This window comes from Demequina oxidasica (assembly GCF_000975115.1).
GTDB lineage: Bacteria > Actinomycetota > Actinomycetes > Actinomycetales > Demequinaceae > Demequina > Demequina oxidasica.
This window is the reverse complement of record NZ_BBRE01000001.1, coordinates 798,091-812,716: the sequence shown is the minus strand read 5'-3', so window position 1 is coordinate 812,716 and position 14,626 is coordinate 798,091. Positions and strand designations below refer to the sequence as shown.

Annotated in this window: 15 protein-coding genes and 1 tRNA gene; 8 read left to right on the top strand and 8 right to left on the bottom strand. The window is 63.7% G+C overall.

The genetic code is table 11. The features are described from left to right. Positions 1-117: 117 nt before the first annotated feature. The 8 genes from AOP77_RS03775 to AOP77_RS03740 all read right to left on the bottom strand — a co-directional run bounded on the left by AOP77_RS03775 (position 118) and on the right by AOP77_RS03740 (position 9,042). Positions 118-2,619 (bottom strand): ABC transporter permease, encoded by a 2,502-nt coding sequence (locus AOP77_RS03775; RefSeq protein WP_062209521.1) that lies wholly within the window; start codon positions 2,617-2,619, stop codon positions 118-120. A 3-nt stretch (positions 2,620-2,622) separates the two neighbouring features. Next, positions 2,623-3,366: an ABC transporter ATP-binding protein gene (locus AOP77_RS03770; protein ID WP_062209518.1), complete on the bottom strand. Its 744-nt coding sequence runs from the start codon at positions 3,364-3,366 to the stop codon at positions 2,623-2,625. 123 nt (positions 3,367-3,489) lie between these two features. Beyond that, a complete protein-coding gene (locus AOP77_RS03765) occupies positions 3,490-4,176 on the bottom strand; it encodes a response regulator transcription factor (RefSeq protein ID WP_062209515.1) in 687 nt (228 codons plus the stop codon). Then, positions 4,173-5,444: a sensor histidine kinase gene (locus AOP77_RS03760; protein ID WP_152649755.1), complete on the bottom strand. Its 1,272-nt coding sequence runs from the start codon at positions 5,442-5,444 to the stop codon at positions 4,173-4,175. The genes AOP77_RS03765 and AOP77_RS03760 overlap by 4 nt, the downstream gene beginning before the upstream one ends. 85 nt (positions 5,445-5,529) lie before the next feature. Then, entirely contained in the window at positions 5,530-6,378 is an 849-nt protein-coding gene (locus AOP77_RS03755; RefSeq protein ID WP_084622254.1) for an ABC transporter permease, read from the bottom strand. Beyond that, positions 6,375-7,301 (bottom strand): ABC transporter ATP-binding protein, encoded by a 927-nt coding sequence (locus AOP77_RS03750; RefSeq protein WP_062209506.1) that lies wholly within the window; start codon positions 7,299-7,301, stop codon positions 6,375-6,377. The genes AOP77_RS03755 and AOP77_RS03750 overlap by 4 nt, the downstream gene beginning before the upstream one ends. 10 nt (positions 7,302-7,311) lie before the next feature. Next, positions 7,312-7,722 carry a hypothetical protein gene (locus AOP77_RS03745; protein ID WP_062209502.1) on the bottom strand — a complete coding sequence of 137 codons (411 nt, stop codon included), beginning with the start codon at positions 7,720-7,722 and terminating at the stop codon, positions 7,312-7,314. A gap of 108 nt (positions 7,723-7,830) precedes the next feature. Then, the gene (locus AOP77_RS03740; RefSeq protein ID WP_174435917.1) at positions 7,831-9,042 is read right to left on the bottom strand and encodes a pyridoxal phosphate-dependent aminotransferase; all 1,212 of its coding nucleotides are present in this window, start codon (positions 9,040-9,042) and stop codon (positions 7,831-7,833) included. A 566-nt stretch (positions 9,043-9,608) separates the two neighbouring features. On the opposite strand from AOP77_RS03740, the gene AOP77_RS03735 reads away from it, so the two are divergent. The 8 genes from AOP77_RS03735 to rplL all read left to right on the top strand — a co-directional run bounded on the left by AOP77_RS03735 (position 9,609) and on the right by rplL (position 14,561). Continuing rightward, positions 9,609-10,322, top strand: a complete 714-nt coding sequence (locus AOP77_RS03735) for an endonuclease domain-containing protein (RefSeq protein WP_160300038.1) — start codon at positions 9,609-9,611, stop codon at positions 10,320-10,322. A gap of 292 nt (positions 10,323-10,614) precedes the next feature. Next, positions 10,615-10,687, top strand: a tRNA-Trp gene (locus tag AOP77_RS03730). Positions 10,688-10,753: 66 nt separating this feature from the next. Next, positions 10,754-11,011: a preprotein translocase subunit SecE gene (gene secE / locus AOP77_RS03725; RefSeq protein ID WP_062209492.1), complete on the top strand. Its 258-nt coding sequence runs from the start codon at positions 10,754-10,756 to the stop codon at positions 11,009-11,011. 30 nt (positions 11,012-11,041) lie between these two features. After that, complete coding sequence (gene nusG / locus AOP77_RS03720) at positions 11,042-11,902, top strand: transcription termination/antitermination protein NusG (RefSeq protein ID WP_062209490.1); 861 nt, start codon at positions 11,042-11,044, stop codon at positions 11,900-11,902. A 62-nt stretch (positions 11,903-11,964) separates the two neighbouring features. Next, complete coding sequence (gene rplK, locus AOP77_RS03715; RefSeq protein ID WP_062209487.1) at positions 11,965-12,396, top strand: 50S ribosomal protein L11; 432 nt, start codon at positions 11,965-11,967, stop codon at positions 12,394-12,396. Positions 12,397-12,459: 63 nt separating this feature from the next. Then, positions 12,460-13,158 (top strand): 50S ribosomal protein L1, encoded by a 699-nt coding sequence (rplA, locus tag AOP77_RS03710; protein ID WP_062209483.1) that lies wholly within the window; start codon positions 12,460-12,462, stop codon positions 13,156-13,158. Between the two features lie 446 nt (positions 13,159-13,604). Next, a complete protein-coding gene (rplJ, locus tag AOP77_RS03705; protein ID WP_061963534.1) occupies positions 13,605-14,126 on the top strand; it encodes a 50S ribosomal protein L10 in 522 nt (173 codons plus the stop codon). 54 nt (positions 14,127-14,180) lie between these two features. Then, positions 14,181-14,561, top strand: coding sequence for a 50S ribosomal protein L7/L12 (gene rplL / locus AOP77_RS03700; protein ID WP_062209480.1), 381 nt, complete (start codon positions 14,181-14,183; stop codon positions 14,559-14,561). The last annotated feature ends 65 nt before the right edge of the window (positions 14,562-14,626 follow it).

Sequence of the window (14,626 nt, the reverse complement as noted above, 5' to 3'; positions counted from 1 at the left end):
AGCGCGCTCGCGCGTCAGCGCACCCCTACAGTGCAGATCTAGGGTGCGGACGTTGCCGGAGACGCAAGTGGCCCCCGTCCCGGTTGGGACGAGGGCCACTGCTGAGAAGGACGCGAACTACTCGGTCGCAATCGCCTTGAGGATGTCCAGCTTGGACGCACGCCACGCTGGCCATACCGCCGCGAGCACGCCCGCGATGGCTGCGAGGACGGTGTAGACCCCCAGCCAGATCCATGGCACGGTCACGCCATCGAATCCAAAGTCCGCGAGAGCGAGTACCAGCGCGGATCCGAGCCCGAGGCCCAACAGCATGCCGAGTATGGCGCCAAATATCGCCATGACCATCGACTCCAGCGTGACCATCCGCCACACGGATCGTCTGCGGAGGCCGACTGCACGGAGCAATCCAATCTCGCGGGTGCGCTCGGTGACCGACAGCAGCAGCGTGTTCGCTACTCCCAGAATCGCGATGACTAACGCGGAGCCAAGCAACGCGGAGATGACGCCAAGCAGCAGGTCGATGAACTGGTTGGCGAACTGCGCCAACTGACCAGGTGACTGCAGCAGCACCGTGGGGTAGTCGGTAGCGAGTTCGTCGGAGAGCGTGGTTTGTAGCGCTTCCACGTCCGTCCCGGGGTCCGTCGAGATGAGCAGCTGGGATACGACGACGTCTCGGAGAACCTCCTCGCCGGTGGTCCAGTCGACGTTGAACTCGCCGCCCTGTTCGTCGTTGAAGTACCCAGTGACCTCGACGTCGACAGTCCCGCCGCCGCCGGTGAGCGTCACGGTGTCGCCCACCTCAACGCCCTGGTCCTGAATGGACTGGCTGACGTACGTGCCGTCGCCAACCTCGGTGATGTCGGGATCAGTCTCGAATGACATGAGGTCCTTCGAGGCATCCACGTCAATCACTGCGATGGTGCTGTCGGCGCCGTCGTACTGGACCGGCCCCACTCCGATGCGCGCCACGTCGGCGACGCCGTCGGTGTTCGTGATCAGTTCGATGGCCCCATCGGGGATGCCCGTTCCGGCGGTGTCGATGGCGAAGTAGTCCGCCGAGGTAGCGTCGAACTGAGCGGTGACGACGGTCTTGAGTGACTCAGTAAAGGTCGCCACCAGAGCCAGCAGCATCACGCCGATCATCAACGCTGCGGCGGTATTAGCGCTACGGCGAGGCTCGCGCCGGATGTTGTTGGCGGCGAGCTTGCCGTCCACCTTGAACAGGCGGGTGAGCACCCCACGCAGGCCGTACGCGATCGGCACTAGCAACTGAGCCGCAAGCAGGGTTATGCCCAGTACCAGCAGCACTGCCCCAACACCCACGTAGATGTATGGCCTGTCGAAGTCGCCGTAGAGCCCAAGGAAGATCAGGCCGATGGCCACGACGGACATGGCGGCACCCACGATGTTTCGGGTGCGCAGCGGCTTCTTGGATTCGGTGGCCGACTCGCGTAGTGCCTCCATGGGAGAGATACGCGAGGCGTGAATGGCGGGGGCAATCGCCGAGGCCATGGTGACGATCAGACCCAGGCCGTAGGCCCAGGCGATGGCATCGGGCGGGAGAGTCAGCACGCCGAAGATATCGCCCACAAACACCGTTGCGATCGCAGTGATCGCGAGTGCGAGCAGGTAGCCCATCACCAGGCCGATTGTCGACGCAATGACGCCGACTACCAGTGCCTCAAGCAGGATCATGCGCCGCACTTGCTGGCCGGTCACGCCCACTGCGCGCAGAAGCCCGAACTCGCGGGTGCGCTGCGTCACGATGATGCGGAACGTGTTGACGATGATGTACGCGCCGACAAAGAGCGAGATCAATGCGAACGCGATTGCGAAGATGTCGACGTACTGAAGCACGCTGTTCAGAGCATCGACCGACTCGGCGGCCTTCTCCTCGCCGGTGATGGCGCGGGTGCCCTCGGGCAGTTCCTCCCCGATCGCGGCTGTGACGTCGTCGACGTCGGCGCCCTCGTCCGCGATGACGTCGATGGTGGAGTATCCCTCCACGCCGTTGAACTCCTGTGCGTCGTCAGTCGACATCCACGCGAACTTGGCGCCGAGTGAGGTGCCGCTGGTGAGTTCCACCGACCCTACGAGGGTGTACTCGCTTAACCCGTCAGCGCCAGCAATACCAACGGTGTCGCCGAGCGCGTAGCCGCCATCAAATGTCTCGGAGTCGAGGACGACGTCGCCGGGCTGCGTAGGCGCGGTGCCGACCGCGATAGCGCCGGTGTCGATGTCCGCGTTGCCGTTCCAATTCTGGACAAAGGTGGGCGGACCGGGCTGGCTCGCCCCGGCATCGGGCGCCACAAGAGAGCCCTGTGTGAGGATCACGCCGTACGCATCCGCCACGCCCTCCGTGGCTGAGACGGCCGTGAGGTCAGCGTCGCTGAGCGGCTGCTCGTCCGCCGCGAACAGTACGTCGGAGTTGGGGTCAGGCTCGACCACGATGTCGATGCTGGAATACGACTCCGAGAAGAGGTTCGAGAATCCCGATGACAGCGAGTTGGTGAAGATCTGCGTGGCTGCCACGAGTGACACGCCCAGCGCGACGGCCACGGCCGTCAGGATCAGCCGCTTGGGGCTGTGTTTGATTGACTTTATTGCGAGGCGGAACATGTACTAGTGCCCCATCTGCTTCATGCGGTCGAGCACCTTCTCCGCGGTCGGATCCCGCATCTCGTCCACGATCTTTCCGTCCTCGAGGAACAGGATCCTGTCGGCGTACGATGCTGCGGTCGGGTCGTGCGTGACCATCACGATGGTCTGGCCGAACTCCTTCACCGCGCGACGCATGAAACCCAGCAGCTCGGCACCGGAGCGCGAGTCGAGGTTTCCGGACGGCTCGTCCGCGAAGATAATCTCGGGGCGCGACACGAGCGCTCGGGCCACGGCCACGCGCTGCTGCTGGCCGCCTGAGAGCTCGGCGGGAAGGTGGGTGAGGCGGTCAGCCAGGCCGAGGATGCCGATGATCTCGTCGAACCACTGCTTGTCTTCCTTGTCGCCCGCGATGTCGATGGGCAGCGTGATGTTCTCGCGCGCTGTGAGCGACGGAATCAGGTTGAAGGACTGGAACACGAAGCCGATGTTGTTGCGGCGGACCTCGGTGACCTGGGCCTCGCTCAGCTGGGTGATGACGATGTCCGAGATGGAGGACTCGCCCGCTGTGAGGCGGTCCAGGCCGGCAAGGGTGTGGAGCAGCGTTGATTTGCCGGACCCGGACGGGCCCATGATGGCGGTGAACTCGCTGCGTGCGATGTCGACGCTCACGCCGTCGAGGGCGCGAACGGCCATCTCGCCGGTTCCGTAGTCCTTGTAGCCGTCGCGCATGGTGGCTGCGAGGCTGGTCGTGGGGGTGGCAGTCATGGGGTTACCTTTCGCGGGGGTGGAAGCGCGGAACAACGACGGCCGATGCCGTGGGGCGTCGATCGTTCGTCCCTTAGTCTCGCGAACATCAGTCAGATTCGCCATCGTCCAATAGGACGGTTTTTATGGTCGGGGTACCACGATGCCGGAGTTGTACGCCTCCACGACCGCCTGGACGCGGTCTCTCACGCCCAGCTTGGTCAGAATGTGGCTCACGTGCGTCTTGACGGTGGTGTTGGACACGAAGAGTTCGGACGCGATCTCCTGGTTTGAGAGACCGCGGGCCATCAGCAGCAGCACCTCAACCTCGCGGTCGGACAGGTCGCCGATCGCCTCGGGGGACGGCACGTGGTCATCGGGGTCCGTTCCGATGGGACTCTGAGCAGCGGCTCCGCTCGCGAACTTCTCAATCACACGCCGGGTGACCTCAGGCGCGAGCAGCGCTTCGCCCCCCGCGACCACGCGCACTGCGTTGACGAGCGTGTCCCCGTCCGCGCTCTTGAGGAGGAATCCGGACGCGCCGGCGCGGAGCGCTTCGTAGACGTATTCGTCGTCATCAAAGGTTGTGAGGATGACAACGGAGACTCCGGGGCACTGCGCTACCAGCTCGCGGGTTGCGGTGAGTCCATCCACGCCGGCCATACGGATGTCCATGAGCACCACGTCGGGCTGGGACTCCTGGGCCATCGCAAGCGATTCAGAGCCGTCGGCGGCCTCGCCGCACACGTCGATGTCCGGCTCTGATTCAAGGATCATCTTTAGGCCCACCCGCACCATCGCTTGATCGTCGACCAGTCCTACTCGAATCATTGCGTGCCCCCTTCGGGCGTCATCGGCGGGGCAGTGCGCGGGCGAGTCGTGTGGACCTGGTCATCACCGGACGGCAACACTGCATAAACACGGTAGCCGCCGCCGGAGCGTGGACCCACGTCGAGCCTCCCGCCAAGCGCGCCGATACGCTCCCGCATTCCGTCGATGCCGTGGCCACCAGAGTGCATCGCCTCGGAGATCACCCCGCGGCCGTCGTCCTCCACGGTGATCGTCACAGCGTCGCTTTCGCGCACGACGGTGACGGTTGCGTTGGCACCTGGGCCTGCGTGCTTCATGGCGTTGGTCAAAGACTCCTGTACCACTCGGAAAGCGCTCAGTTCGACACCCGCTGGCACATGCGCGGAGCCAGAGACCTCGAGCGAGACGGGCAGGCCGGCGTCCTCGACTTGCTGAACTAGGTCCGGCAGTGCCGCCAGTGAGGGCATGGGTAGGAGGTCGAACGCAGTGTGGTGCTCCGCTGCTGAATCATCGCTCTCTCTTGGAGTCGCCCCGCCCGCAGCCTCGGCTTCCGAGGCTCGCAGCACGCCGATCATGCGTTGCATCTCCATCAATCCAGTGCGTCCCGAGTCGCTGATGGTGTGCAGTGCTTCGGCCACCCGCGGGTCGCCGTCCTTCGCGAGCCTGGCCGCGCCTTCGGCCTGCAGCGTCATTACAGTGACCTCGTGGGCGACCACGTCGTGGAGTTCTCGGGCGATACGTGCCCGCTCAGCCCGCACAGCGTCGGCCGCCGCATTCTTGCGCGCCTGGTCCTGACGGGCGTGCGCGATCTCGAGTTCGGTAAGACGCAGGTGGCGGCGATTGTCGGACAGGCCAATCCCGAGCGCGATTACGAGGGCGATGATGGTCGAGACCACGGCCGCGATCTGCACCTCATCGCTGGTGAGTACGCCCACCGCGGTCCAGGCGCTGACGACCAGAATGGCGCCCAACCCATGGGCAAACGCGGAGCGGCGCGGAAGGTAGAGGCCCACGCCGTAGAGGGCGACCACCAGCCCCAGGATGCTCGCGGCGTTGGGGTAGCCGATCGCGACAAAAATCATCCATGCCAGGATCGCTACCCACAAGATAATGCGCGGTGCCCGGTGGCGCCATGCCAGCGGCAGTGTCATGAGCGCGACCAGGACGATCGCCTTGACGGTCACGGCCGGCCGGGCGTCGCTGCCGATCGCATAGAGGCCAATGAGCGCGATCACGAAAAGACCGACCGCTATCAGCGCGTCGCCTGCGCGGGGCATCCTTACTCTCACGCCCCCAAGACTAGGTCAGGGAGGCGTCGCTAGGACATCGGCCGTAAGAACGATGCCGTCTCGAGCTGAGTGAGGAGGCAGCGGCCTACCGGTCGCCCGGTCGCTGCCAGCGGAACGTCTTGATCGTCACGGCCAGCCCGAGCACGAACCAGATGGCGAGCACGATCGCGGTAGCAGGGTGTTGCCAGCTGCCCGCAGCCTCTTGCGCCGCGAAGCTCTCCGGCAGGAATACGGAACGCATGCCTTGGGCGAGCCACTTTAAGGGGAACACTTCGGCGATGTGTTGCAGCCATGAAGGCAATTGCGTGAACACAAAGAACACGCCCGAGATGAACTGCAGTGATAGCACGATGGGTGTCAGCACTGCGGGTGCGGAGCGCCCGCGGCGGGCGAGCGAGCTAAACGCGATACCCAACACGGTCGATGCCGCGGTTCCCAGCAGAAACACCCACGCGAACGTCAGCCACGCGGCAGGCTCCGTGGGGATGGGGATGTCATACAACAGCGCGCTCACCAGGAGCAGCAACGCGATCTGAATGATGGAGACCATCAGCACGTGAACGATCTTGCCCATGAAGAACGCGGAGGCAGGCAACGGGCTGCCATGAATGCGCTTGAGAACATCGTCATCGCGGTCAATCGCGAGCGAGATTCCCAGAGACTGGAAGCCCGTATTCATGATGCCGGAGGCGATCATTCCCGCGAGGAAGTACTGCTTGAAGTCGACGCCGCCGCCGATGTCGTTTCCGCCCATGATGGAGGCGAAGAGGATCAGCAGCAGGATGGGAAACATGAATATAAAGAGCATCTGCTCGCGCGAGCGGCTGAACTCCTTGGTCTCCAGGACGGCACGTTCCCACACGAGCGCCGCCATGGACGGGCGCCTCCGAGCGGACGATGCCGCGGCTGGCGTGGCAGTTGACGCCTGGTTCATGACGACGCCTCCTCGGTTGCGGTGGTGCGGCCTGGCAATTCGGCTTCGCCTTCAGCTACCAAATCCTCGGAATCCCGGCCAATAAGGTCTAGGTACACGTCCTCGAGGGATGGGCGACGTATCTCGAGGTCCTCGACCTCGCCGGCATGAGCGGCCAACAGCCCCCGAAGTGTCGCCGTTGGCGTCTTGGTGACCTCGGTGTGCGAGGCGACCGTGCCATCGGCGCCCGTTTCTGACCAGGCGACCACGGCATCGGCGGCGCGGGCACGGAGGCCAGCCGGGGTATCAAGCGCGACTAACTTGCCGCGTGAGATGACGGCCAGGCGGTCGGCGAGATGTTCAGCCTCGTCTAGGTAGTGCGTGGTCAGGACGATGGTGGTACCGCCGTCCTTGAGGGACTCGATCAGTTGCCAGAACTGGCGGCGCGCCTCGGGGTCGAAGCCGGTGGTTGGCTCATCCAGGAACATGAGCTCGGGGCGTCCGACGACGGCAAGCGCGACGTCTAGGCGGCGGCGTTGCCCTCCCGACAGCGCCGTCGATCGGACGTTGGCCTTCTCCTCGAGCCCAACCTCAGCGATGGTCTCGTCAACGCCGCGGGGATTGGGGAACAAGTGGCTCTGGTGAGTCACCATCTCATGCACCGTGAGGGGCGCATTGGTCGACGTCGACTGCAGCATGATGCCTAAGCGCTCGCGCCACTCGCGGGTGGGGTGCGCGGGATCGAGTCCCAAGACCCTTGCCTCGCCGGACGTGCGCTTGCGGAAGCCCTCGAGGATCTCGACCGTCGTGGACTTGCCGGCACCGTTGGGTCCCAGGATGGCGAAGATTTCGCCCGTCTCGATGGTGAGGTCCAGGCCATCGACGGCATTGAGGTCGCCGTAGGTCTTGCGCAGGTCGCGGACGGTGATCGCGGGATCGGTCATAGACACGAGGCTAGTGCCCTCCGACGGTGGTTGGGACATCGTCAGCTCGCCACGCCAAGTAGAAGCCTGCGGCGGAGAGGGCCAGCGTGATGGGTGTGAAGATTAGTGTTTCCGCGAGCGTCGTTGCGGCGAGGTTGCCCAACGTGTTGAGCGAGAACAAACCGCCCATCACCCACATGAATCCGCGGACAATGCGTGGTGACGGGCGGGACACCCACTGCGCGCGCGCCGCAGTCATCCAGCCAAACGCTGACACCGTGATGAGAGCCCCAATCTCGCCGATGCGAGCGGTGGCCTCGTCGGGGTAGCGTCCGCCGCCGAGGTACTCGAAGGGGATGCCGCCGGCGAGGGCCACAAGGTGAACCGCGCCCACTGCGCCGAGCGTGCAAGTCGCAACTTTAGCGATGTTCTGAGGATTCATTTCTCTCCCGTGGATTGGTGACTCCACGAGTATGGCCGCGCCGCCGCTCGCGCCGCATCGGCCACAAGGACAAGAAGTGTGTCCGTCTAGCGAATGACTCCCACGGCTTTAACCCTCGGCGAGCAAGCTTTGGATACGGCCGACGCCCTCGGTCAGGTCGTCGTCACCAAGGGCGTAACTCAGGCGCGCATACCCGCTGGGGCCAAAGGCCTCCCCGGGAACCACGGCCACCTCGGCCTCCTCGAGGATGACGGCTGCAAGGTCGATCGAGGACTCGATCTTGCGCCCGCGGATGGTGCGACCGATCAGGCCCTCGACGGACGGGTAGGCGTAGAAGGCGCCCTTAGGCGTCGGGACGACGAGCCCGTCGATCTCGCGCAACATCGACACCATGGTCTGGCGGCGACGGTCGAATGCCTTACGCATCTCGTACACCTCGTCGAGGCCGCCGTTGAGCGCTGCGATGGCCGCCCGTTGCGAGACGTTTGCGACATTGCTGGTGAGGTGGCTCTGGAAGTTGGTGGCCGCCTTGATGACGTCCATGGGGCCGACCATCCAGCCCACGCGCCAGCCGGTCATCGCGTATGTCTTGGCGACTCCGTTGAGGACGATGCAGGTGTCGGCGAGGTCCGGGACTACGGACAGCATCGGTGTGAACGCGGCGTCCTCGTAGAGGAGGTGCTCGTAGATCTCGTCGGTGATGACCCAGATGCCGTGCTCCAGAGCCCACTCGCCAATCTCCTTGGTCTGCTCAGCCGTGTACACGGCGCCAGTGGGATTAGACGGCGAGCAGAACAGCAGCGCCTTGGTCGCGTCGGTGCGTGCTTCCTCGAGCTGGTCGACGGTGACGAGGTAGTCCTGGTCGGCGCCGGCGAACACCTCGACGGTGGCCGCGCCCGTGAGAGCGATGGCCTCGGGATAGGTGGTCCAATATGGCGCGGGCAGGATGACCTCGTCGCCCGGGTCGAGGATCGCGGCGAAGGCCTGGAAGACGGCCTGCTTGCCACCGTTGGTCACGAGCGTCGACGCGGGGTCAATTTCGTAGCCGGAGTCGCGCTTGGTCTTGTCAGCGATGGCCTGACGTAGGTCGGGTAGTCCCGAGGCCGGCGTGTAGCGGTGGTTCTTAGGGTCCTTCGCGGCCTCGATCGCTGCGTCCACAATGAACTGCGGCGTAGGGAAGTCGGGCTCGCCGGCTCCGAAGCCGATCACGGGCCGGCCAGCGGCCTTGAGGGCTTTGGCCTTCGCGTCAACGGCGAGGGTGGCTGAGGGTGCGATGGCACCGAGGCGGGCAGAGACGCGGCGGGAGGCTGAGGAAGTCACGTTTTTCATTCTTCCACACCGGCCGATGCCCCTCACCCGGTCCCGCCTCTGCTCACCGGTCCCGCCACTGCTCACCGGTCCCGCCACTGCTCACCGGCCCCGGGCCTGTGCGTTCAGACGGACAAGTGGCCCACTTCAGCGTCTGAATGCGCATTCGGCGCGTCCAGACGGCCAACTCGTCGAGTTGTCCGTCTGAATGCACGACTTTCGCCAAGGAGAAGCCAACCCAAGTATGTAACTGTTCGGAGCATCGGGCGTCTTGCACGTCGCCGCTATCCACAGCTTTGCGTGTTCGGGAGCGGAGGGCGCGGTACTACGGGACGGTAGGGGGATGAATGTTGTGCAACGAGTCGTCAGTCTTGGGGGAGCGGCGCGCACGACGCAGCTGATGGAGCGAGGTCACACAAGACGCGAACTGACTGAAGCCGTGCGGGATCGCGGCCTCACCCGTGTCTCTCGTGGCGTCTATGCAGCGCCAGGCGTTGACCGCGCCCGCCTTCTTGCAACAATTTTTGCTGCTCGGATCACGTGCACGAGCGCCTTGGTGGCACGGGGGGGTGTCACTCGTGAGCCGCCCCCAACGGATTCACCTGGAAGTACCGCGAGGATTCACGCTGCACGAACGCTCAACAGTGGGTGTCCACCTGCACTACGGTCGGGACAGCACCCCCGCGGGTACGGCGCCCGCGGCTCAAGCACTTGCGGTGGCAAGTTCATGTCTCAGTGAACGGGAGCACCTCGTGGCGCTCGACTCAGCCTTGCATTACGGCCTCATGTCTATGGAGGAGATTGTGGGATGGCGCAGCATTGCGCCGTCCCGGACCCTTAAAACCAGCGCCGATGCCGTGGCCGGCAGAGACAGCACGTCCAGCGGATCTGGCGTGACCGAACTTGCGAGTGCTGTGCGGTTTCCCAGCGCACGCCGCACGTGGCTGATAGCGAATGCCGATGCGCGGGCTGAGTCTCCGCTCGAGACCCTCACCCGTCTCGACATATCGACAGCGGGCTTCGCGGTGCAGCCTCAGTGTTTCATCGAGGGAGTGGGCAGGGTCGACCTCTTGGTCGAGGGCGTCCTGGTGATTGAGACCGACGGCGCTAGACACCACGACAACCCGCGCGCCTTTCAACTCGATCGTGACCGGAATCGCAAACTGGAGCGCAAGGGCTTCAAGGTGCTGCGTTTTACCTACCAGGACGTCATGGGCCCGGGAGCTCTCGACATTGCCGCGGAGGTGCGAGAAGTCCTGACCGCTGTATCGCCTATCCGTACAAGTCGCTGAGTTGTCCGTCCGAATGCACGCCAGAAGCGCTCAGACGGTCAAGTCAGCCACTCCACCGACTGAACGCACTCATTCCGGCCGCGATAGGGTAGAGAGTTGCCTAGCACCGCCGGGGCCGTCATTCGAACCTCCGGGAGCGCGACCCAACCGGCGGCGCGAACCCGAGTTCGCTTTACGGCCGGAAAGGTCGTAGCATTGCTAGTCGGCGATTGACATTCGTCATGATGACTTGTGCCCAAAACGCGAGTTGCGAAGAATGTCGGTCGCCTCATGGGAAAACAACCTTTCCCGAAGGGCAGTGGCGCAATTGGTAGCGCATCGGTCTCCAAAACCGACGGTTGTGGGTTCGAGTCCCGCCTGCCCTGCAGAGCGCGGTGTTTCACCGCGTGAGTGTAAGTAAGCATGTCTCCCCCAAAGCAAAGGACTATTCGGTGAGTGAATCTGCCGTGACCGACGCCGGTGAGGACGACCCGCGCCACGAAAAGCGAGAGGGCCGCTCAATCTTTGGCCGCATCGCGCTGTTTGTGCGTCAGGTGATCTCCGAACTGCGCCGTGTCGTCACGCCCACGCGTGAAGAGCTGATCCGCTACATCTGGGTGGTCGTTGGCTTCGTCGCGGTCATGATGATTCTGGTCTTCGTGCTCGATGTGGCATTCGGCTGGCTCTCGCAGAAGGTTTTCGGCGGCTAAGCGCCGTCGAGTAAAGGAAGTGGTGCACCGATGAGTGACGACAAGATAGACGACGCGCTGAACAAGGCAGAAGCCTTGGTCGATGACGTCGACGCAGCCCTCACCGAGGCGACTGCCGCCGCGGAAGAGCCCGCACAGGTTCCTGTTGACGAGGCTGGCTTCGCCGACGCTCCGGCCGATGCCGTGATTGAGGGCGACGACGACACCGTTCCCGGCGACGACGCGGTTGACCCCGCCGAGGTTGCAGCAGTCATCGAAGAGGCAGACGAGGCTGACCAAGATTTGGCAGAGCCCGTCTCTGACCCGGCCGCAGAGTTCAAGATGGAACTGCGCATGCGCGAGGGTGACTGGTACGTAGTGCACAGCTACTCCGGTCACGAGAAGCGCGTGAAGCAGGCAATCGAGCACCGCATTGCGAGCCTCAACATGGAGGACTACATCTTCCAGGTCGAGGTCCCGATGGAAGAGGTTGCTGAGATTAAGAACGGCCAGCGCAAGCTCGTCACCCGCGTGCGGATGCCCGGCTACGTCCTGGTCCGTATGTACCTGGGAGACGAGTCCTGGGGCACCGTTCGAAACACGCCTGGCGTCACCGGCTTTGTCGGCCACGCCCACCAGCCGGTCCCGCTCACCATTGACGAGGTCTACTCGATGCTGGTGACCCCAGAGACCGCCGCAGCCGTCGAGGACGAGCAGTCATCGAAGGCCACCCCCGTGGAGGTCGACTTCGTTGTCGACGAGGCAATCACCGTCATTGACGGACCGTTCGCCACGCTCCCCGGCACTATTTCCGAGATCAACGTTGAGAGCCAGAAGCTTCACGTCCTCGTATCCATCTTCGGCCGGGAAACTCCGGTCGAACTGTCGTTCAACCAGGTCCAGAAGATCTAGGTTCCTGGCAGGACAACACCACGGCGGTCACCATCCGCCACGAGCAATAGAAGGACCCAAACATGGCACCCCCCAAGAAGAAGGTCGCTGGTCTGATTAAGCTTCAGATCCAGGCTGGCGCCGCAAACCCAGCACCGCCCGTGGGCCCCGCCCTCGGTCAGCACGGTGTGAACATCATGGAGTTCTGCAAGGCCTACAACGCCGCGACTGAGTCGCAGCGTGGCAATGTGGTTCCCGTCGAGATCACGGTCTACGAAGACCGCTCGTTCACTTTCATCACCAAGACCCCTCCTGCAGCCGAGCTCATCAAGAAGGCAGCTGGCGTTGCAAAGGGTTCTGGCGTTCCGCACACGGACAAGGTTGGCTCGATCACCGAGGCACAGGTCCGCGAGATCGCTACGACGAAGATGGAAGACCTCAACGCGAACGACCTCGACGCTGCGTCGAAGATCATCGCCGGCACCGCCCGCTCCATGGGTATCACCGTTAAGTAGTTCCACCCCAAGTGGGAGGGCCGCGCTGGCCCGCCACCACGACTGCAAAGGAAACATCAGCAGATGACTAAGCGCTCAAAGGCTTACAACGACGCAGCCCAGCTCGTCGACCGTAACCAGCTCTACACGCCGATCGAGGCACTCCGTCTCGCTCAGAAGACGTCCTCCAAGAACACCGACTCGACTATCGACGCGGTTTTCAAGTTGGGCGTTGACCCTCGTCACGCGGACCAGTCGGTCCGCTCCACCGTCATCCTTCCGCACGGCACCGGTAAGACCGCTCGGGTCCTGGTCTTTGCCAACGGTGACAAGGCTGACGCCGCCCGCGCGGCCGGCGCTGACATTGTCGGTGGCGACGAGCTCATCGAGGAGGTGCAGAACGGTCGTCAGGACTTCGACTCCGTTGTTGCCACCCCCGACCTGATGGGCAAGGTTGGTCGTTTGGGTAAGGTCCTGGGTCCCCGTGGCCTCATGCCTAACCCCAAGACCGGCACCGTGACGATGGACGTGGCCAAGGCCGTGTCCGATATCAAGGGCGGAAAGATCGAGTTCCGCGTCGACAAGCACGCCAACCTCCACACCGTGGTCGGCAAGGCGTCGTTCGGCGACGAGAAGCTGCTCGAGAACTACAAGACGATCGTGGACGAAATCGTTCGCGTGAAGCCTTCCGCTTCCAAGGGCAAGTACATCGTCAAGGCCGCGATCTCCGCGACCACCGGCCCCGGCATCCTCGTGGATCCGCTGGCCAAGGCAGCAGAGTAGAGCTGCACTAAGAAACGCACTCGTGCGACGCCCGGCGATCCCAGGCTGAGCGCAGAGAGCACGTGGCTCGCGCGCCTTTTACCCCCCAGCGCGCGCGTCACCCGGGCCGGTTCCCCTCAGGGGAGCCGGCCCTTCTTTGTCTCCCTAGCATCGGCCGATGCTTTCAAGGACAAGCGGCCGATGCATCGGCTGGTTGGAGACCACGGCCGGGAATTTGCGCTGGGGGCCCAGGACACGTAAGATCGCCTACGCCCAAAGACCGCCGGTCGTCGGGGCGGGAGCCGCAAGGTGACCAACCGACACGAAGTTCCGCAGCAGTGGAAGCCAGCGCAGAGCGAGTACAGGTTTGTCGGACTAGTCTGATGCGCCCATGTGCCCCGCCCTGTGCGGGGCTTTTTTGTTGGTCGGAGCGGGATACCTGCGGTCGCATCAACGGAAGGACAACCATGGCGACGCCAGACAAGGTGGCGGCAGTAAAGGACCTCGCGGATCAGTTCCGTGACTCCGACGCTGTCGTAATCACCGAGTACCGCGGTCTCTCGGTACCCCAGCTCGCTGAGCTGCGTACCAAGCTCCGCGGCGCAGCAACCTTCAAGGTTGCGAAGAACACTCTCGCGGCGCTCGCGGCTAAGGATGCCGGCGTAGAAGGTCTTGACGACCTTTTCGTTGGTCCCACGGCCATTGCATTCGTCACCGGTGACCCGGTGGAGGCTGCAAAGAGTCTGAAGGAGTTCAGCAAGGACAACAAGGCGCTCGTCCTCAAGGGCGGCGTTCTTGATGGTGCCGTGCTGTCTGCTGACGAGATCAACAAGCTCGCAGACCTCGAGTCCCGTGAAGTACTGCTTGCAAAGACGGCAGGCGTCCTCAAGGCGTCGCTGTTCGGAGCTGCATATCTTTTCCAGGCCCCGCTTGCTCAGGCAGCGCGAGGCGTCGAAGCCCTGCGTGCGAAGCAGGAAGACGCAGCCTAACGGCTGCACCCCCCAAACAACCCCTGCTTACGCAGATTTAGGAAGGAAGCCACCATGGCTAAGCTCACCACCGATCAGCTGATCGATGCTTTCAAGGAACTGACCCTCATCGAGCTCTCGGAGTTCGTCAAGGCGTTCGAGGAGACCTTCGAGGTTTCCGCTGCTGCCCCCGTTGCCGCTGCTGCCGCTCCTGCTGCCGCTGCCGCTGAAGAGGTTGAGGAGAAGTCGGAGTTCGACGTCATCCTTGCCGAGGTCGGCGACAAGAAGATCCAGGTCATCAAGGAGGTGCGCGCACTCACGAGCCTCGGTCTCGGTGAGGCGAAGGCACTCGTTGACGGTGCACCCAAGGCTGTCCTTGAGGGCGCAAAGAAGGAAGACGCTGAGAAGGCCAAGGAGGTCCTCGAGGCCGCTGGCGCCAAGGTCGAGCTCAAGTAGTTTCGACTTCTCGCTCACGCGAAGGCCGGGTCGATGCGCAAGCATCGGCCCGGCTTTTGCCGTTC

Excerpts from the sequence above, each read along its gene's own strand:
- AOP77_RS03775 (WP_062209521.1), bottom strand. The coding sequence starts at position 2,619 with ATGTTCCGCCTCGCAATAAAGTCAATCAAACACAGCCCCAAGCGGCTG.
- AOP77_RS03770 (WP_062209518.1), bottom strand. The coding sequence starts at position 3,366 with ATGACTGCCACCCCCACGACCAGCCTCGCAGCCACCATGCGCGACGGC.
- AOP77_RS03765 (WP_062209515.1), bottom strand. The coding sequence starts at position 4,176 with ATGATTCGAGTAGGACTGGTCGACGATCAAGCGATGGTGCGGGTGGGC.
- AOP77_RS03755 (WP_084622254.1), bottom strand. The coding sequence starts at position 6,378 with ATGAACCAGGCGTCAACTGCCACGCCAGCCGCGGCATCGTCCGCTCGG.
- AOP77_RS03750 (WP_062209506.1), bottom strand. The coding sequence starts at position 7,301 with ATGACCGATCCCGCGATCACCGTCCGCGACCTGCGCAAGACCTACGGC.
- AOP77_RS03745 (WP_062209502.1), bottom strand. The coding sequence starts at position 7,722 with ATGAATCCTCAGAACATCGCTAAAGTTGCGACTTGCACGCTCGGCGCA.
- nusG (WP_062209490.1), top strand. The coding sequence starts at position 11,042 with ATGAGTGACGACAAGATAGACGACGCGCTGAACAAGGCAGAAGCCTTG.
- rplK (WP_062209487.1), top strand. The coding sequence starts at position 11,965 with ATGGCACCCCCCAAGAAGAAGGTCGCTGGTCTGATTAAGCTTCAGATC.
- rplA (WP_062209483.1), top strand. The coding sequence starts at position 12,460 with ATGACTAAGCGCTCAAAGGCTTACAACGACGCAGCCCAGCTCGTCGAC.
- rplJ (WP_061963534.1), top strand. The coding sequence starts at position 13,605 with ATGGCGACGCCAGACAAGGTGGCGGCAGTAAAGGACCTCGCGGATCAG.
- rplL (WP_062209480.1), top strand. The coding sequence starts at position 14,181 with ATGGCTAAGCTCACCACCGATCAGCTGATCGATGCTTTCAAGGAACTG.